At 66.3% G+C, this 19,130-nt stretch carries 10 protein-coding genes and 2 pseudogenes; 8 read left to right on the top strand and 4 right to left on the bottom strand.

What is annotated here, in order from left to right:
* Positions 1-4 precede the first annotated feature (4 nt).
* From ABH935_RS38615 to ABH935_RS38585, 7 genes and pseudogenes are all read left to right on the top strand, one after another.
* A pseudogene (locus ABH935_RS38615) lies at positions 5-1,220 on the top strand (JmjC domain-containing protein).
* Positions 1,121-1,954 (top strand): aldo/keto reductase, encoded by an 834-nt coding sequence (locus tag ABH935_RS38610; RefSeq protein ID WP_370382936.1) that lies wholly within the window; start codon positions 1,121-1,123, stop codon positions 1,952-1,954. The pseudogene ABH935_RS38615 and the gene ABH935_RS38610 overlap by 100 nt, the downstream one beginning before the upstream one ends.
* Positions 1,951-2,793 (top strand): hypothetical protein, encoded by an 843-nt coding sequence (locus ABH935_RS38605; RefSeq protein WP_370382935.1) that lies wholly within the window; start codon positions 1,951-1,953, stop codon positions 2,791-2,793. The genes ABH935_RS38610 and ABH935_RS38605 overlap by 4 nt, the downstream gene beginning before the upstream one ends.
* A 166-nt stretch (positions 2,794-2,959) precedes the next feature.
* A complete protein-coding gene (locus tag ABH935_RS38600) occupies positions 2,960-6,439 on the top strand; it encodes a DEAD/DEAH box helicase family protein (RefSeq protein WP_370382934.1) in 3,480 nt (1,159 codons plus the stop codon).
* A gap of 158 nt (positions 6,440-6,597) precedes the next feature.
* The gene (locus tag ABH935_RS38595; protein WP_370383004.1) at positions 6,598-7,791 is read left to right on the top strand and encodes a type ISP restriction/modification enzyme; all 1,194 of its coding nucleotides are present in this window, start codon (positions 6,598-6,600) and stop codon (positions 7,789-7,791) included.
* A 383-nt stretch (positions 7,792-8,174) separates the two neighbouring features.
* A complete protein-coding gene (locus ABH935_RS38590; protein WP_370382933.1) occupies positions 8,175-9,860 on the top strand; it encodes an Eco57I restriction-modification methylase domain-containing protein in 1,686 nt (561 codons plus the stop codon).
* A 110-nt stretch (positions 9,861-9,970) separates the two neighbouring features.
* Positions 9,971-10,681 carry a PaeR7I family type II restriction endonuclease gene (locus ABH935_RS38585; protein WP_370382932.1) on the top strand — a complete coding sequence of 237 codons (711 nt, stop codon included), beginning with the start codon at positions 9,971-9,973 and terminating at the stop codon, positions 10,679-10,681.
* Between the two features lie 115 nt (positions 10,682-10,796).
* Here the strand turns inward: ABH935_RS38585 and ABH935_RS38580 are convergent.
* A pseudogene (locus ABH935_RS38580) lies at positions 10,797-11,545 on the bottom strand (class I SAM-dependent methyltransferase).
* Positions 11,546-11,815: 270 nt separating this feature from the next.
* Positions 11,816-14,206 carry a cell wall-binding repeat-containing protein gene (locus ABH935_RS38575; RefSeq protein ID WP_370382931.1) on the bottom strand — a complete coding sequence of 797 codons (2,391 nt, stop codon included), beginning with the start codon at positions 14,204-14,206 and terminating at the stop codon, positions 11,816-11,818.
* Between the two features lie 429 nt (positions 14,207-14,635).
* Here ABH935_RS38575 and ABH935_RS38570 point away from each other — a divergent pair, with 429 nt between their 5' ends.
* Positions 14,636-15,970: a hypothetical protein gene (locus ABH935_RS38570; protein WP_370382930.1), complete on the top strand. Its 1,335-nt coding sequence runs from the start codon at positions 14,636-14,638 to the stop codon at positions 15,968-15,970.
* 100 nt (positions 15,971-16,070) lie between these two features.
* On the opposite strand, the gene ABH935_RS38565 is transcribed toward ABH935_RS38570, so the two are convergent.
* Complete coding sequence (locus ABH935_RS38565) at positions 16,071-17,489, bottom strand: ATP-binding protein (protein WP_370382929.1); 1,419 nt, start codon at positions 17,487-17,489, stop codon at positions 16,071-16,073.
* 105 nt (positions 17,490-17,594) lie between these two features.
* On the bottom strand, positions 17,595-19,127 hold the full coding sequence (locus ABH935_RS38560; protein ID WP_370382928.1) for an ATP-dependent DNA ligase: 1,533 nt from the start codon (positions 19,125-19,127) through the stop codon (positions 17,595-17,597).
* Between the last annotated feature and the right edge of the window lie 3 nt (positions 19,128-19,130).

Genomic DNA, 19,130 nt, shown 5'->3' with positions numbered 1-19,130 from the left:
CACGATGGAGCACCGGCTCGTCGCGAACATCTGCAAGGCGCTGGGCTGGGACGGGCCGGGGCTCCTCGGCTCGGCCTTCCTCCGCGGCCAACTTCCGGACAACGACCTGCGCGAGGCTCTTATGACCCCGTCGCGACTGCTGGAGGTCGTCAAGACCCGACACCTGGAGAACCCGCAACTGCGGTTTTACGCCGAAGGCAACGAACTGCACCCTTCGGCCTACCTGTCCACGACCACCAACCGGCGCAGGCAATCGGTCCGGCGCGGACATGGCCGCCGTCGGCGCCGTGCTCAACGGCGGCGGGACGCTCGTGTTGGACTCCCTCGACACCTTCGACCCGACCATGGAGGTCGCCTGCCGCGCGCTGGGCTGGTGGTCCGGCGAATTGGTCTCGGTCAACACCTATCTCGCCGTCGGCGACACCGCCGGATTCAACCTGCACTGGGACGACCACGACGTGATCGCGGTGCAACTGGCCGGGGAGAAGTCGTGGGAAGTGCGCAAGGCGTCACGGCCCGCGCCGATGTACCGGGACGCCGAGCGGAACCTGGAGCCCTCGGAGGAGGTCGTCTGGGCCGGGACCATGAAGGCCGGCGATGTCATGCACATCCCACGCGGCTGGTGGCACACCGCGACCCGCGTCGGATCCGGAGACGGACTGTCGCTGCACTGCACCTTCGGGATCACACGCCGGACCGGGATCACGTGGCTCAACTGGCTGTCTGATGCAGCACGCGACTACGTCCGCTTCCGCGCTGACCTCGAAGGACCGGACGCCCCCGGCGGCAAGGAACTGGCGACCCGGCTGCTGGACCTGGCATGTGACGTACCCCCGGCGGCATACCTGGCACGACTGCGGGACTCGACACCACCGGCCCGGCATACGCCCTGGATACGTGCCTTCGGCGAGGTCGCGGCCGTGGCTGCGGTGACCGAGTACGAGCCGAGCATCGAGGCTACCGACACCACGGTCGAAGTTCGCGCCGGAGGCAAACGGATCTCTCTGGCTCCCCGGGCCGAGCCGTGGCTCCGCACACTTCTGTCCGGCCACCCCGTCGACCTTGCCGACGCTGACCCGGCCGCCATCCGTCTCGCCGAACGTCTCATCCAGGAGGGCCTGTGCGCGCCGCTGACGCCGAACACCGACGGATCATTCTCGGGCTATACCGGAATGCTCCCGACCATGAGCTTCTGCGCGCGGCGCTCCGCAGCGGCGTGACCGCGCTCGACACCGCATACAACTACGGTGGATTCACCGGACACCGGCAGCTGGCCGAGGCCGCCGGGCCGCTCCTGGAACGCTTCGACATCACGACGAAGGTCGGGTTCTTCCCCGACGGGCACGATTTGACAGCCTCCCGGCTCCGGGAAGCCGCGCTGCGCACCGTCGACGAACTCGGCAGCGTCCCTGACACCCTGCTGCTGCACAATCCGGAGAACTCGCCGGCATGGTTCACCTCGGCCTGCCGAACCATGATCCGACTGCGGGACCAGGGCATCTGCCGTACCTGGGGCATCTCCACCTGGGATCCTCGGCCGTTGCTCGACTACCCGTCCCCCGAGCCGCCAGACGTCTTAATGGTGCGGTGCGGCTTGTCGGTGCCAACAGCCGTGCTCACCGCCGCCGAGGAACTGGCCGCGTCCCTCCGGCCGGGCGAACTGCGCGGCATGGCGCCGTTTGGCGGTTCATGGGCCGATCCGGTCTGGAGTGCGGTTGACCCGACCCTCTTTATGTCCCCGAACCGGAAGGCCAGCCGCGTCGAGGCGGCGTTCGCAGTCGCCTTCGACCTGCCGAGGGTCGCAGCGGTCGCGGTCGGCACATCGCACACCGAACACCTGCGGAACCTCGTCGCGGCAACCTACCTCGACGTGAACCCGCGCGTCATCACGCAATACCGCTCCCTAATTCACCAGCGCGCTAGCGTCGAGGAGACGGAAGGAGTCAAGGCATGACCACAACCGGCGCGCCCGCCCACCAACGCCTCGACCTACGCAAGGTCGAAGTCGATGACGTCTTGGACCGCGTGCAAGCCACGCTCGCGCTGCGCCTCGACACCGAGGGCTCCGTGCGCAAGCGCCGCTCCATCGGGTTCCCCTCGGACCGTGGGACATGGGTCAGGGTGGATTGTCGCGGCCTCGACCGACCCCTTGACCAGGGCTGGGGCACTGAGGCCGCCTCCGGGATCACCGGCCTGCCAATGCCGGCCTGGCACCAGGGAGCTTCCTGGCTGGACACCGAACGAGGCGTGCGGTGGCGCGCCGACGAGACCGACCTCATCGTCGGACGCCCGATCGGGAAGCCGCAGGCGGCTCAGGAGCTGCCGCTGTCCTGGTGGGCCGCGCTCAGCTCGGCCCTGAACACGCTCGCGGCCTACAAGACCTACCGCCGTGCGACTCCGGACCTGGAACCGGCCACCGGCGACCGCTTCGGCGCAGCGATTGCGAAGGTCTTCCCGGACGTGGACACGACCATCACAGAGTGGACAACCGCTCACGCCGACTTCAACTGGCCGAACCTCACCGGGCCGAAGTTCGAGGTGTTCGACTGGGAGGACTTCGGGGCTGCGCCGCGAGGTCTGGACGCAGCCACACTGTGGTTCGGGTCCTTGCGGATACCGGAGGTCGCCGACGAGGTCATGGAGCGCCTGCAGGCGAACCTGGAATCCCGGGATGGGCAGGTCATGCGTTTGTGGCGCTGTGCTGAGTTCCTGGCGTGGGCGACGGATGAGGAGCCGGAATACACGGCAGTAAGGGAAGTAGCGGCGAGGCTAGCTCGGGAGCTGGCGAACTGATCGCTGCCCCACTGGCAGGCGGCCGTCGCGCCGGTAGTGGAGAGGCGATAGCCGTGCCACTACCGGCGAATTGCCGCTGCGGGCAGGTGTGCGTCGGAGGCGACCGATAGGCTGGCGAGCACTCAGCGCGCTTTATCGAACACGGCTGCCAGACGAAGGACGAATAGTGGTCACCTCGGTTCAGGACGTGATTTCGGACATCCGTACGAAGGCGACCAGTAACTCGGAGCGAGGATCGCTGTTCGAACAGCTGATGCTCGGGTTTCTGACGACGGATGCGCTGTTCGCTGACCGTTTCGACAAGGTGTGGCGCTGGAAGGACTGGCCCGGCAACGGCAGCCGGCCGGATACTGGGATCGACCTGGTAGGCGAGGAGCGCGAAGGCGGCGGCTACTGCGCCATTCAGTGCAAGTTCTATGAGCCGGGCCACGCCATCACTAAGCCCGACATCGACTCCTTCCTGGCCGCGTCTAGCAAGGCCGAGTTCGCCAGCCGCCTCATCGTCTCCACGACGGAGAAGTGGAACTCCAACGCCGAGGATGCCATCCGGGACCAGCAGCCGCCCGTTTCGCGAATCGGGCTGGCCGAGCTGACCGACAGTTCGATCAACTGGGACGCGATCACGATCACTGCGGACCTGCGGATCGATCCGTCCGCATTTCATCGTAAGGACCGCAAACAGCCCCGCGAGCACCAGGAGACAGCGATCGCGAAGGTGATCGAGGGCTTCACGGCGCGGGACCGTGGAAAGTTGATCATGGCGTGCGGTACGGGGAAGACCTTCACCGCGCTGAAGATCGCCGAGGAGATCGCCAACCAGAAGGTGCTGGGCGATGAGGGTGACGATGCCACACGAGTGCTCTTTCTCCTGCCGTCGATCGCGCTGCTGTCCCAGACACTGCGCGAGTGGACCGACAACGCCGACCTGAACCTGCACGCCTTCGCCGTCTGCTCCGACGCCAAGGCCACCAGCCGGGCGACGAAGGACGACACCCAGGACATCCGTGCGCACGATCTGGCACTGCCATCCACGACGAACCCCGATGTTCTGGCGAAGCGCATCGTGGCGTCCAAGGCTGGCGCGGGCGAGCTGAGCGTCGTCTTCTCCACATACCAATCCATCGACGTGATCAGCCAGGCCCAGGCCAAGGGCCTGCCCGAGTTCGACCTGATCGTCTGCGACGAGGCACACCGTACGACTGGCGTCACCTTGTCCGGCGAGGACGACTCGCACTTCGTCAAGATCCACGACAATGGCTTCATTGCCGGCGCCAAGCGCCTTTACATGACGGCAACGCCGCGCCTGTACAGCGACAGCAGCAAGGAACAGGCCAGTCGGAACGAGGCCACGCTGGTCTCGATGGACGATGAGACAAAATTCGGCCCGGAGTTCCACCGCCTCGGCTTCGGCGAGGCGGTGGAGAGGAAGTTGCTTACCGACTACAAGGTCATCGTCCTGGCGATCGACGAGCAGTACGTCAGCGCCCACTTCCAGGCCCAGTTCGCCGAGGATGGCGAGCTAAAGCTGGAGGACCAGTGCAAGATCGTCGGCTGCTGGAACGCGTTGTCCAAGCGCTCCGGCGATGACGCTGAGGGCGGCAACGGCTTCGCCGTCGGCGAGGCTCCGATGAAGCGGGCCGTGGCGTTCGCCGCAAATATCGCCGCCTCCAAAGCCATCGCCAGCCTCTTCGGCGAGACGGTCGACCAGTTCCGTAACGGCCCCAACGACGGTGTGCACTGCGACGTCCACCACGTAGACGGCACCATGAACTCCCTGATCCGCAATCGGGAACTGAACTGGCTCAAGGACGAACCGGGCGACGGAAACTGCCGGATACTGACCAACGCCCGCTGCCTGTCCGAGGGTGTGGATGTGCCTTCCTTGGACGCGGTGATCTTCTTGAACCCGCGCAACTCGATGGTTGACGTGGTGCAATCTGTCGGTCGTGTCATGCGCAAGGCTGACGGCAAGGACTTCGGCTACATCATCCTGCCGGTTGCGGTCCCGGCCGGGATGCCTCCGGAGAAGGCACTCAACGACAACAGGCGCTTCCAGGTCGTGTGGCAGGTCCTGCAGGCGCTGCGGTCGCACGACGAGCGGTTCAACGCGATGGTCAACAAGATCGAGCTGAACAAGGAGAAGCCGTCCAACCTCATGCTGATGATGGTCGGCGACGAAGACGGCGACAGCATCGCGCCGAACCTGGACCCTCAGCAGCTGGCGCTGCCGTTCGGGGAGTGGAGCGACGCGCTCTACGCCAAGGTCGTGAAGAAGGTCGGCGAGCGGCAGTACTGGCAGCAGTGGTCCAAGGACGTCGCCAACCTCGCCGAGGAGCACGTCAACCGGATCAATGAGGCGCTGAAAGACGCAGCCAAGCGCGAGCGCTTCGAGACATTCCTGACCGAGCTACGCGACGCCATAAACCCCGGCGTTACCGACGCGCAGGCCGTCGACATGCTCGCCCAGCACCTGATCACCAGCCCAGTATTTGAGGCACTGTTCGCCGGATACCAGTTCGCCGAGAACAACCCGGTGTCCCTGGCCATGGATTCGATGCTCCAAGCGCTGGAGGACCGTACGCTCGGCACCGAACATGCCAAGCTGGAAGGCTTCTACGACTCGGTGCGCCGCCGCGCCGAGGGCATCGACAACCACGAGGCCCGCCAGAAAGTCATCACGGAACTGTACGAGCAGTTCTTCAAGACCGCCTTGCCCAAGACCGCCGACGCGCTCGGGATCGTCTACACCCCGGTCGAGGTTGTCGACTTCATCCTGCGCGCCACCGACCAAGCCCTCGTCAGGTACTGGGGCGTTGGGCTGACCAGCGAGGGCGTTCAGGTCTTGGATCCGTTCACCGGCACTGGGACCTTCATCGTCCGGCTTCTGGAATCCGGCCTGATCAAGCCCGAAGATCTGCTGCGCAAGTACACGCAGGAACTCAACGCCAACGAGATCCTGCTGCTGGCCTACTACATCGCCGCCATCAACATCGAGGCGTCGTTCCACCACCGATACCGGATGCAGGCCCCCGAAGCCGGTGAGACATACGTCCCGTTCAACGGGATCGTCCTGACTGACACCTTCCACCTCGCCGAAGGCGGACAGGAGACCCTGCCGATCGTACTGGAAGGCAACCATGACCGGGCCGAGCGGCAGAAAAAGCTCGACATCCGCGTCATCGTCGGCAACCCGCCATACTCAGTAGGGCAGGACAGCCAGAACGACAACAACCAGAACCTGAAGTACGAGGCGCTCGACGCGAAGATCGGCGCGACGTATGCGGCCTTGTCCACGGCGACGAACAAGAACTCGCTATACGACTCCTACATCCGGGCCATCCGATGGGCCACCGACCGGATCAAGGACGAGGGCATCGTCTGCTTCGTCTCCAACGGTGGGTATATCGACGGAAATACCGCCGACGGCCTGCGCAAGACCCTGGTCAGCGAGTACGACGCCATTTACTGCTACAACCTGCGGGGAAACCAGCGCACGCCGCAGTGGAGACGCGAGGGCGGAAAAGTCTTTGGCGAGGGAAGCCAGAACACTGTGGCGATCCTGCTACTCGTGAGAGAGGCGGTGAAGCCGCCACGGGCGGACAGGAAGGCTGTCGGCTGTTCTACCGGGACATCGGCGACTTCCTGAGCAAAGAGCAGAAGCTGGCGATCCTCGCCGGACAGGACCTGGAGTCTGTTGAGTGGGAGCAGATCGAGCCGAGCCCACAGGGCGACTGGATCAACCACCGTGACGACCGGTTCGACACGTTCCAGGAGATCGGCGACAAGACCGCCAAGCAGGCTGGCGTGTTCGGCACGTACTCGGCGGGATTGAAGTCCGGCCGCGACGCGTGGGTCTACAACTTCTCCGAGCAGAACCTCAAGGGGAACATCGCACGCGCGATGGGGTTCTTCAACGAGCAGTCCACCGCATTCAAGGCGTCTTGTGAGGCCGCCGGGATCACCCCCAATGAAAAGGATGTCGCGAAGTTCATCAACCTCGACCCCACCAAGTTCAGCTGGAACCGTGTAGACCGTGCGCGAATCCGACGGTTCGAGTCGCTGAGCCTGAGTGATGATCGGTACTTCACTGGGTCCTACAGGCCATTCATGAAGCAGCACGTCTACTTTAGCGCTGACTTCAACGACATGGTGTACCAGATTGGACGGATCTTCCCCGAGCCGGAAATGGCGAATATCGGCTTCTACGTGGTCGGCATGGGCTCGGACAAGCCGTTCTCGGTTCATGCAACGAATGCGTTGCCTGACCTTGCGTACTGGGGGTCGAGCAACGGCCAGTTCTACCCGCGCTACCGCTACGACGAGTCCCAGCACGACCTCTTCTCCGCGGCCTCCGACGCCCCTGGCTACACCCGCATCGACAACATCACGGACGCTACCCTGAGGTCGTACCAGAAGGCGTTCGGCACGTCGGTTACCAAGGACGACATCTTCTACTACGTCTATGCTGTGCTCCACTCGCCGACGTATCGCGAAGACTTCGCCGCCGACCTGAAGAAGTCGCTTCCACGCATCCCGAGGGTCCGCGACTTCGCGGGCTTCGCCGTCGCTGGCCGTGCACTTGCCGACCTGCACCTGAACTACGAGTCCGTTGAGCTTTATCCGGTGACAGAGACCGTCACTGGAACCGCATCATCTGCGAAGGATCTGTACCGCGTCGAGAAGATGCGCTACCCCTCGAAGGAAGACAAGTCGAAGATCCGCTATAACGCTCACGTGGTGCTCAGTGACATCCCCGCCGAAGCGTACGACTATCAGCTTGGTGGCCGCAGCGCCATCGAGTGGATCATCGACCGCTACCAGGTCAAGACGCACAAGGACAGCGGCATCGTCAACGACCCGAACGACTGGTCCAACGATCCGCGTTACATCGTCGACCTGCTGGCTCGCATCGTCACCGTCAGCGTGGAGACGATGAGGATCGTCGGCGCGCTGCCCGATCTCGACGTCATTGACGAACATGGCAGCGCCGCCGGATGACTCGATTGCATGCCTGCTCAACTTGCGCCGTCAACGCATTTCGGCAGGTCAGGCGTGTTCAAGTAGGTCAACATTAGCTCCACTTGTTTTATAGGTGCGGTAGGGCGTGGAGCCGGCGGGAATTGAACCCGCGTCCACGCGGAGTCCGTGAGTTGGTTGTTTTGCGAATGCGGCATCGCCTTTCGAGGCGGTGCCGCATTTCTCGTTTCCGGGCGCTGGGATCGCGTTCGCGCGGTGTCGACGGGTTCGCGGCATCGAATGGCCTCCCTACGCTGGTCGGGGTGGTGCGGACGATGCGGTCCGCGCTCGGTCGAGCCATCAGTTCGTGCGACGCAGGTGGCACCTCTGGCAGCTCGTCGAGGTGCGGCCTGTATCGTCGGGACGTGGCAACGGTTCCGCTTTTTGACGTGATTGACGATGAGCTCGCTGTGTCCGAGACGCTTCGTGACGCCATCTCACATGGCGAGGTCTTCACTCGCCGGTGGGTTGTGGACCTGATCCTTGACCTTGTCGGCTATTCGGCGGACCTCGACTTGGCTGCCCTACGTGTTGCCGAGCCGGCCTGCGGGGAGGGTGCCTTCCTCACGGCGATCGTCGATCGCCTCAGTGCATCATGTAAGGCTCGCGGGCGGTCGCTGCTTGAGGCAGTGGATGCGATCGAAGCCTTCGACCTTCTAGAGAAGAACGTTGAGCTTACCCGGAGAGTTGTTGCCGAACAGCTCATGGCCGACGGCTGGGGCGGCGATGAGATCGACAGGGTCGTGAAGTCGTGGATCAGGCAGGGCGACTACCTGCTTCGGATCCCCAGCGAGCTCAAGGTCGATTTTGTCGTGGGCAACCCGCCTTACATCAGGCTCGAAGACGTTCCGGATGAGCGTATGGACCGCTACCGGTCTGCGTGCTCGACCATGGGAGGACGAGCTGACGTCTATGTCGGATTCTATGAAGTCGGGCTGCGCAGCCTGAAGGCCGGTGGAGTTCTCGGCTTCATCTGTGCCGACCGGTGGATGCGCAACCAATATGGGCGGAACCTGCGCAGCTACGTCGAACAGCGCTTCAGCGTCGAGCTGGTCCTGACGATGCACGACGTTGACGCCTTCCACGAGCAGGTCTCGGCGTATCCGGCGATCACTGTCATCGCGAATCGACCGCAAGGATGCTCCGTAAACGCCGACACGACCCAGCAGTTCGGCGAGCCGCAGGCGAGAGAGCTGCTGGCATGGATTACCGATAAGTGCGAGTCGACGACGTACGCCTCATCGGCAGCTCAAGCTGCTCGGCTGCCGCACTTGTTCACCGATGGCGGCTTCTGGCCGACCGGATCGCCGGCCAGATTGGCGATGCTTGAAGACTTGTCAGACCGGTTCCCGCTGTTGGAGGACAAGTCGACCGGAACCAGAGTAGGCATCGGTATCGCGACGGGGGCGGATGCGGTGTTTATTACTCAGGACACTAATGCAGTCGAACTCGACAGGCTGCTCCCGATGGCGATGGTTCGCGATACCGTCGACGGTGCCCTGCACTGGTCCGGAACTTACCTGGTCAACCCATGGACGCCGGACGGGGGGTTGGTCGATCTACGGGGATACCCTCGCCTTCAGTCTCACTTCGCTCGCCACGCGGAGATCCTGCGTCGGCGGTACGTAGCGGTGAAGCAGCCCGAACGGTGGTACAAGACCATCGACAAGGTAGATCACAAGCTCACAGCACGTCAGAAGTTACTTTTCCCTGATATGAAGCTGACGATTCATCCGGTGCTTGACCAGGGCGGACTGTACCCTCACCACAACCTCTACTACATCATCTCCGACACCTGGGACCTTCGGGTCCTGGGCGGTCTGCTGCTATCCAAGGTGGCCGAAGCGTTCGTCGAGGCATACGCGGTCAAGATGCGCGGCGGAACGCTTCGCTTCCAGGCCCAGTACTTGCGTAAGATTCGAGTGCCTGACCCGTCGCAGATCTCTGAGACGGACTGTGCGGCACTGGTCGATGCCTTCGAGCGGCGCGACACGGCTGCAGCTACCGAAGCTGCGCTGCGGGTCTACGGCTTGGATCACCTACCGACCTAGGGGGGCGCACCCGGAGAACGCAGAGTCTTTGAACAAGCGATTGTTCAACGCGGGTACCTATGGCACTGACCTGACGAAATACGAATGACAGCAGGCGGAGAAGACGCAACGTGACGGCAAGCTACGAAGACTACGACGCGGCGGTCAAGGCGTTCTGGACCGGCCGGGACCTCCAGGCGCAGAAGCAGATCGAGTCCGGCAAGGTCGATGCGGGCACGCGGGGAAGTGCAACCGGTGGTCTCCATCTGACCGCTTTGCAGGACTTGATCGCGGCTGAGTTCGAACCTCTGAAGGCGATCGGCGCAAAGGTGAGGCAGACGGGCGCCATTCCCTTGCCCGGCTTCTACCGACGCGCTAAGAACTGGGACATTGTAGTGACCTACAACGACATCCTGGTTGCGGCGATCGAATGCAAGTCCCAAGTTGGCTCGTTCGGGAACAACTTCAACAACCGAACGGAAGAGGCCATAGGCAATGCGGTCGACCTCTGGCGTGCCTACGAGGCGGGCTTGGTGGGTGCCACAAAGCCTTGGCTAGGCTTCGTGTTCGTCATCGAGCGCGCACTCGGGTCAACCACGTCCGTGCGGGACCAGGGCAAGCCTCTGTACCCGACGGACCCTGCCTTTAGAGACTCCTCGTATACCCGTCGCTACGAGATTCTCTTCGAGCGTCTCGTACGTGAACGCCTCTACGATGCTGCTTGCCTCATTAGTTCGGTTAAGGGTGAAGGTATCCACGGGGAGCCCGTGCCCGCGGTGTCCACACGCAACCTCACGGCAGCAATTGCGGGACGTATCGCCTACATCCAGGCGCTCGCGTAGCGAAGCAGCAACATGTTCGTCTGATCGGTGGCAAGCGCGTATCTCGTCGTCCGACCCGGTAGTGCCGGCTGGAAGCGTGTCCCAGGATGTTTTTCGGCAGGTCAGTTTTGGTTGTTCACGGCCGTCCTGGCCGGCGCCGCAGGTTGGGCCAACCTGGCTTGACAGCCATCGTCGCAAAATAATGCGAGATGTATTGGGCGGATGCGTTGTACTGGTGCGGTCAAGAGGTGCGTCCGCGCCGAACTTCGCGGCGCGTTCCTCGGCGGAGTACTGCGCGACGTCGCTGTAGGGCAGATTGTGCAGGACGACTGGCTCGCCGTGCTCGTCGAGGGCTTCGTGGTCGAACAAGTACGCATCAGGGTTGAGGAAGCCAGCGAGCAGTGTCCCGCCCGGTCACAGGACGCGGAAGCACTCACGCCATACCGGTGCCGCGTCCGGGACGAACAAGTTCGAGACCGGGTGGAACACAACGTCGAACGCTGCGTCGCCGAAGGCACTGACGTCGCGCACGTCACCCAGGACGGTGCGCACCTCGAGCCCGTCGCGCGCGGCCACTATCAGGTCCTGCCCGAGCTGGCGCGGCGAGTTGTCGAACACCGTGACTCGCGCGCCCGCGGCGGCGAGAATCGGACCCTGCTGGCCCCCGCCGCAGGCGAGACACAACACGTCCTTGCCGCTCAGGTCCGCCGGCAGCCAGGAGCGGTCGACGGGCTCATGCCCGATGAGAACAACCGACCAGTCGCCCACGCGGGCGCGCTCGACAGCCTCAGCGCTCACCAGCCTCGACCACTCGTTGCCCTCCTGGACAAGCTTGTCCCAGGCAGCCCGATTGTGGGCAGCGGGGTCGACGACAATGTCCTGCACGTTTTCTCCCGGCGACAGCGCTATGGCCAAGCGGACACCAGCGGTACTGACAGTTCAGTGCCGTCAGCCAAAACGATCACAGGTGTGGGCTCAACGAAATTGGCGGGCGGCGAGGTGTGAGCGACGACGACGGCCGGGGCTTGCAAAGGCAAGAGAGCGAGTGGAGCCTGCGGGAACTGAACTCGCGTCCATGCGAAGTTCGTGAGCTGATTGTTTTGCGAATGCGGCACCGTCCTTCGAGACGGTGCCGCATTCTTGTTCTCCGTCGGCTCAGAACACGTGGCCGACGCCGCCGACCTGCGTGATCAGCTGGTTGAAGATCGCCGGTGAGACCGCGCCCGGGCCGCCGAAGACCAGTACTGCGGAGGCGGACGGGCCTTCGGCCAGGACCGCGTCGCGGGTTGCGGAGGATTCGGTGCTCGGGTCGGTGAGCAGGAGGGGGCCGCCGGTCAGGGCCATGAAGGCGCCGCCGGTGAGGGCGTCGGCGAAGCTCGTGCCGGTGGCGATGCCGAGGGGGGTACGGGGGTCGACGTGAGTGAAGACTGAGGCGACGTCGGCGGCGGTTTCGTAGCGGTTCGCGCCGAAGATTGCTATTGCGTTGGGGTTCGGGCCGGTGCCGACGAGGCCGGGGAGGGGGGCGATCGCCTTGGCTGCGTCGCCGCCTACTGCAACGACCGACAGGTCGTGGGAGGTGAGGCGTTTCTGGATGTAGGACTTGGTGGCGGGGTCGAGGGTGGGGCCGTTGGTCAGCACGATCGCCGCAGGGGTGTACGACGTGCCGCTGCCGGTGCCGAACAGGTCGGCGGCCAGCGGGCCGGCCGAGAGGGCGTCGGCGAAGTCGTCGCCGCGCGCCACGACCACGTGCGACGGGTCGCCGATGGTGTGGGCGATGAGCAGCGAGGTCGCGAAGCGGTCGGTGCCGCCGAGGCGGTCGACGTGGTAGCCGAGGCTGGTCAGTTCCTTGACGATGCCCGGGCTGATCGCCGCGGTGCCGCCGAGCGCGTAGACCGTGTGCCTGCCGTCGGCGGGCAGGACCCGCCGGATCTCGTCGCGGACCTCGGGGGTCAGCGTGGCCGGGTCGGTGAGCAGCAGGTCGCCGTTCACCTTGGAGGCCAGCGGGACGCCGGCGAGGGCGTCGGGGAAGGCGCGGCCGGTGGCCAGGACGACCGCGTCGGGGTGCGCCCCGGCCCCAGCCGCGGTGTCACCGGCGTCGGCCCAGGCGAAGCGGGAGACGTGCACGCCGGTGTCGAAGCGGTCCTGGCCGGCCAGCCGGATCACCTGCGTCGGCCCGGGCGGCGCTGGCGGCACGGGGGCGATGTCCAGCACCTGGCTCATGGTCTGGACGGAGCCGCTGAGGCCGAGGCCGTCGTCGACTCGGAGCGAGGCGTTGTAGCGGCCGGCAGCGGCGTAGGTGTGTGTCGCGGGTCCCGGCGGCAGGGTCGCACCGGTGTACGTGCTCGTCTGCCCGTCGCCCCAAGTGATGGTGTACTTCGTCGAGGCCGGATCCGCCGACGGGTCGATCTTGATCTGCCGCAGGTCGGCGGAGGCGGTGAGCGGGGCGGGACCGACTGCGAAGCCGAACGTGCCCAAGCCCGGACCGGACGGGCCCTGGCCGTAGTTGATCGTCTGGAACGGGGCCTGGGCGACGTTGCCGTCGGAGTCGGTGACCGTCAGTCCGATCTGCGCCGCCCCGACCTGGTCGAACGTCACCGTCGCCTTACCCGGCTGCCCCGGAACCGGCACCGGCGTGGGCGACCCGCACGTCCCGCTCCCCATCAGCACCTGGCAGCTGAACGCGTACTTGGTGATCGTCGCACCGGGGGCGGCCTTGGATCCGGTGCCGTCGAGGGTGACGACCAGCGGCTTCTCGACCGAGGCCACACCGGTCGTCGGACTCACCACGAGGTTCGCCGAGTCCGCGGTGACGGTCACGGCCATGGCGTACGGCGGAGACTGGTTTACCCCGTCGAAGGTGCTGACGAGGACGTAGTATGTGCCCGGCTTCGAATACGTATAGGTGGCCGTGGTGGTCGGCTGCGTGCCGGCCGGCGCCGCGGGAACGTCCACGGTCTGCACGCTGTTCGTTCCGCCGGGGTCGCCGAAGTCGAAGATCTCCTGGTGCTTGCTACTTCCGGGGGCGACATAGCCTCCGGTCGCGGTGATGGTGATCGGCGTGCCGACCGCGACGCCGTAGTCCGCCGTTCCCGCGTCCAACCCCGAGGGCCCGCCCGGGGCGATCCCCGAGTTCCCGTAGTCCATCAAGACGTAGTTCGACCACGTCCGCGTGCTGCCGCCGGTCGTATCGGTGAAGGTGATCGAAATCCGCCACGCTCCCTTCGCCCCGGCCGCAGGCGTCGGGAACTCGACCAGGGTCCGCGCGTTCGACGCGATCGAGTTGCCCGACCCGCTGGTGACGTGGACAGGAGTGGAGCCGGGCGCAGTGTCCTGATAGTCGAGCGACCAGGTCGCCGTCGCCGGAACCGACGGGTCCACGCAGGCAGCCACCCCCATGCAGCCACGCCCCGCGAAGCTGACGTAGAAGTCGTACTGACCGCCGTTCGCGAACTGTGTATACGGAGCGAAGTTCAGCGTGGCGGACGAATCGGCGGCCACGGACTTCGCCGAACCACTGCCGCTGTGCGCCGGCACTGTGGTGGCCACCGCCGCAGTCGCAGGACCTGCGCTTATCCCGAAGCCTGCGGAGACTGCGGTTGCCGCGACCGCTGCGACGGCCAGACGTGCTTTCGCGGGTATGGACATTGCGAGACGGCCCTCCGGGCGCGTAGCAGGGTGATGAGACGGCTCAGAGTAACTGGTGTGATCAGCGAGCTGTCCAGCGATAATGCGGGGCTCGCGGACGGGCCCTCATCGCCTCAGGGGGAAGTCGCCGCATTCAGAGTGAAAGCCCGACCCTTCTGTCGTCGGGTAAACCTCCATGGCAGTGCCTGCCTATGACAAACAGCCCTTGCTGTGCAATCAGAGCACTGCGATCAACGTGCAGCCCTGCGACACTACTGACTGTGTCAGTCACATCACAGGCTCTTGACGGCACGCTACCCCACGCGCAAAACGACCCCACGAAAGGACGACATGACACTCCCTCTGCATAAGAGAGCTGCTATAGCAGCCGTGGCCGTGCTCGCGGTGTCCACCGTTACTACGGGTGCGATGGCCGGTACGGCGCAGGCGGCTTCGAGTAGTACGCGATGGACGGAGAACCTGTCCCAGGTGCAGGCCTCCGACTTCAACGTCGCCTGGACCGGGAAGGTGCTCACCGTCAAGGACGCGCGCGTGCACGCCACGACGTCGCGTGACACGCGTGGCTACGCGCAGGACGTCCTGCCCGCGCACAGCCTCGCGAAGCCGGCGAACGAGGTCGTCGTTACGCTGACCGCCGCTCGGCCCGCAGGCTCCGATGCGCAGGTGGACGTGCGGGGCCTGGGCCAGGACGGCAAGTGGACCCAGTGGGTCTCCGCAGCGAGCACCGGTGCGACGCGTCTGTCGGAGTCCGTCAGCAAGGTGCAGGCGCGCATCACGCTGCGCGACAGTGCGCAGGGTGCCGCTCCGGCTGTGGCCAAGTTGTCGCTGAGCGCTGACAGCGGTGCCGCTCCCGCCGTCGCGCCTCGCCTCGCCCCGATGTCCGTTTCCTACCAGGTCTACGCCACGCGCGAGGGCTTGGTCGGGGGTACGACCGCGAACGGCCATGTGATCCAGCCCAGCGACCACTTTGTCGCGTTGCCGTCGGGGTCGGCGCTGTCGCCGAACGGCTCCGGCGACTACTCGGTGCAGGTCTGCGGGCCGAACACCTGCGAGACCGCGCCGGTGTGGGACATCGGCCCGTGGAACACGCACGACGACTACTGGGACGCCAGCCGGGCCGAGTTCACCGACCTGCCGCAGGGCACGCCGGAGGCGCAGGCGGCGTATCAGAACGGCTACAACGGCGGGCACGACGAGTTCGGGCGCGCGGTCTCCAACCCGGCCGGCATCGACCTCGCCGACGGCACCTTCTACAACATCGGCCTGAACGACAACGGCTGGGTCACCGTGACCTACCTGTGGACCGGCGGCGGTGGCGGCAGCGGCCCGTCGGTCACCGGTATGGGCCAGTGCGACACGTCGTCGAACGCCGACTGCTGGAACAGCGCGGCCGGCAACGGTTCGGACTGCTACAGCGGACACTTCTGCATCTACACCGGCACCGGCTACAGCGGCACCGTGTTCTCCTTCTACCACTGCCAGTACAACGGCGGCGACTGGGCGCTGCAGAACTGGGTCGCGGCCGGGTCCTACATCAACGACAACTCCGGTGGGACCGACGCCTACACCAAGGACCAGAACCACAACGTCATCACGGCCTCGGCGCCAGGTGACTCCAACACGAACTACGACTTCAACCCGGTCTACTACGTACAAGCATGCTGATGCGGTGACGCATCGGGGCGTGCGCTGGTCATGCGACCGGCGCGCGCTCCCAATGCTGCGTGTCCGGTCAGCCGTTGACGATTGCAGGTCGGTCGGAGCCTCAGCCCTGCCAAGGCCGCAACAAATCCTCCGGCCCGAACACCGCGTCCAGCCCCTTCGCCGCCGCACCCGTCCGCGACACCGCGAGCAGCGGCACCGGGTCGTCGGTCACGCGGTCCCGATGCCGTTGCAGCGCAAGCAGGTCGCGCGCGTCGAAGGGGGTGTGGTCGAGCCACTTGATGGAGCCCAGAAACAGCAGCCGACGGGCGACGGGGGCGCGGTCGGCGCCGACGATGTCGATTTCGACGTCGTTGCTGCGCGTCCAGTAGCCGCCGACGACCGGGGCGGCTGGCAGGCCCGCGGCGGGTAGCAGCCGCGCCAGGCTCTCGCGGACCAGCGGCTCCACGGCGCGGCCGCGCCAGCTCGGCCAGCCGGTGCGGATGCGGTCGAGGGTGAGGTCTGAGCGCATGCGGTTGATCTCGGCCAGGTGCGGGGCCAGGAAACGGAACCAGAAGCGGAGGTAGGAGTCGGTGATGCGGTAGCGCCGTTCCTTCGATGGCGCCAGCGACACCGGCAGCTCGGCGGCGACCACGCGTTTGTCGGTCAGGACTTCGGTGGCGCGGGTCAGCGTCGAGTGCGCGATGCCGCCTGCGGTGCGGGCGATGTTCGTGAACGTGCGCTCGCCCGAGCCGATCGCGGCCAGCACGGCACGCGCCTGCGCCTGGTCCGGGAACTCGGCGGCCAGCGACAGCTGCGCGGAGGTGGTCAGGGGGCTGAAGGGGTCGGCCAGCTCCCTGGTGAGGAAGGACCACATGTCCTCGCCGGGCCGCCAGCGTGCGCAGATCATCGGCAGTCCGCCGGTTATCAGCGCGGCGTCGAAGGCGTCGGCGTCGCTCAGGCCGGTCATGGCGGCGACGTCGGCGGGGTTGAGCGGCCCGATCGGTAGCTCGGTGCCGCGCTGGTGGAAGGGCCGGCCGTAGGAGGTGAGGGCCTCCATCATCGACAGGTCTGAGCCGATGAGCAGCAGGAGCACCGGTTTGCGGGACAGCTCGCGGTCCCAGGCGCGCTGGAGCACGCTCTCGAACGCGCCCTGCTCGTCCATCAGGTACGGCACCTCGTCGAGCACGACCACCGACGGCCGGTCGTCGGGCAGGATCCCGGCCAGCTGCCGGAACGCGGCGGCCCAGTTGCCGGGGGTGGCGTCGCCGAAGACGTCGGCTTCGGGCAGGTCGGAGGTGCTGACCGCGCGGACGAACTCGGCCAGCGGTTCCTCGCCGATGCCGATTTCCGCGGTGTAGTAGACGTGCGGCACGCCGGCGCCGCCCACGAACTCCTCGACCAGCGCCGACTTGCCGATCCGGCGGCGTCCGCGCAGGACCAGGCAGCGTCCTGCCGGGCCGGCCGCGTCACCGGCGCTGACCTGGGAGAGGACCTGGTTGAGGGCGGCCAGTTCGCGTCTTCGGCCCACGAAACGAGTCACGGCGGCTCCTCCGGTGCGTCCAGTCGTCGATCCGGATACTTTCGATCAGGATACTATCGCTGGCGCTACTATTGGAGGAGCTGTGGAGAAGAAGCCAGGGAGAAGTTATTGGGCGGCTTGCCCGATCGCCCGCACCGCGTCGATCGTGTCAGCGTCCTGAGCCCGCTTGTCCTCCCGGTACCGCACCACTCGCGCGAACCGCAGCGTGACCCCGCCGGGGTACCGCGAACTGCGCTGCACCCCGTCGAACGCCACCTCGACCACCAGCTCCGGCCGCACGCGCACGGTCCAATCGTCGGCGGACGTCTGCAACGCGCGCAGCCGCTCGGTCTGCCAGGCGAGCAGTTCGTCCGTCATGCCCTTGAACGTCTTGCCCAGCATCACGAACTCGCCGCTCTCCGGATCGCGCGCGGCCAGATGGAGGTTGCTCAGCCACCCGCTCCGGCGGCCGTGGCCCCACTCGGCGGCGACGACCACCAGGTCGAGGGTGTGGACCGGCTTGACCTTCAGCCACCCCGAGCCGCGCCGCCCGGCGGTGTAGAGCGCGTCGAGGGACTTCACGACGACGCCCTCGTGCCCGCGATCCAGAGCGTCCTTCGCGAACGCCTCCGCGGCCTGCGGGTCGTCCGTGACCAGGCGCGGCGCCAGCGCGTCCGGCGGGGCGATCGAGGCGAGCAGGTCCGAGCGCTCGTGGGAGGGCAGGTCGATCAGGTCGCGGCCGTCGAGGTGCAGCAGGTCGAAGAGGAAGACGGTCAGCGGGATCTGCTCGCGGAGCTTGGCGATGTCGCGGCGGCTGCCCGTGCGGCTCGCAGTCTCCTGGAACGGCCGCGGCCGGCCGTCGGGGGCCAGGGCCAGCGCCTCGCCGTCCAGCACGGCCGAGGTCACCGGGAGCGCGCGGGCCAACTCGACCACCTCCGGCAGCCGGTCGGTGATGTCGTCCAGGCTGCGGGTGAAGACCTGGACGCGGTCGCCGTCGCGGTGGATCTGGACCCTGATTCCGTCGAGTTTCCACTCCAGGGCCGCCGGGGCGGCCTTCTGCAGGGCCGTGACGACGTCGTCCGCCGTCCCGGCCAGCATCGGCTGGATCGGACGCCCGACGACCAGGCCGACCGCGCGCAGCCCCGGCACGCCGTCCCGGAGCGCGGTCTGCGCGGCCGCCGCCAGATCGCCGCCGAACATCGCCGCGCGCCGCACCTCGGCCGCCGGGACCTCGGCGGCCTTCGCGACCGCGTCGGCCATGACGCCGTCGAGCGCCCCCTGCCGCAGTTCGCCGGTGAGGAGTCGGCGGAGGAATGATTGCTCCTCAGCGGTGGCGCGGGCGAACAGCCCTGCCAGCAGCTCGCGGCGGCGCGCCTGCGACCCGGCGCCGGACGTCCCGCCGACCTCGTCGAGGATCCGGTCGACCTCGGCCACCTCCAGCTCGCCGACCCCGGCCGCCGGCGCGGGGAGATCGCGCAGGGTGGCCCAACCGACGCCGATCTGCCGCTGAGGCAGCTCGCCGGACAGATAGTGGACGGCGACCGTGATCTCCTCGGGCCCGGCCGTCCGCAGCCGCTCGGCGAGCAGCGCGATCTTGGCCGAGCGGGCCGAGGTCTCGGCGACCGCGGTGGACGTGGTGGCCAGATCGAGCAAGCGCATGAG

This window comes from Catenulispora sp. GAS73, from assembly GCF_041262085.1.
Classification (GTDB): Bacteria; Actinomycetota; Actinomycetes; order Streptomycetales; family Catenulisporaceae; genus Catenulispora.
The sequence above is the reverse complement of the archived record's forward strand: the minus strand, read 5'-3'. Positions and strand labels throughout refer to the sequence as shown.

Coding starts and splice junctions, on each gene's coding strand:
- ABH935_RS38570 (WP_370382930.1), top strand. CDS start 14,636: ATGACACTCCCTCTGCATAAGAGAGCTGCTATAGCAGCCGTGGCCGTG.
- ABH935_RS38560 (WP_370382928.1), bottom strand. CDS start 19,127: ATGCGCTTGCTCGATCTGGCCACCACGTCCACCGCGGTCGCCGAGACC.
- ABH935_RS38605 (WP_370382935.1), top strand. CDS start 1,951: ATGACCACAACCGGCGCGCCCGCCCACCAACGCCTCGACCTACGCAAG.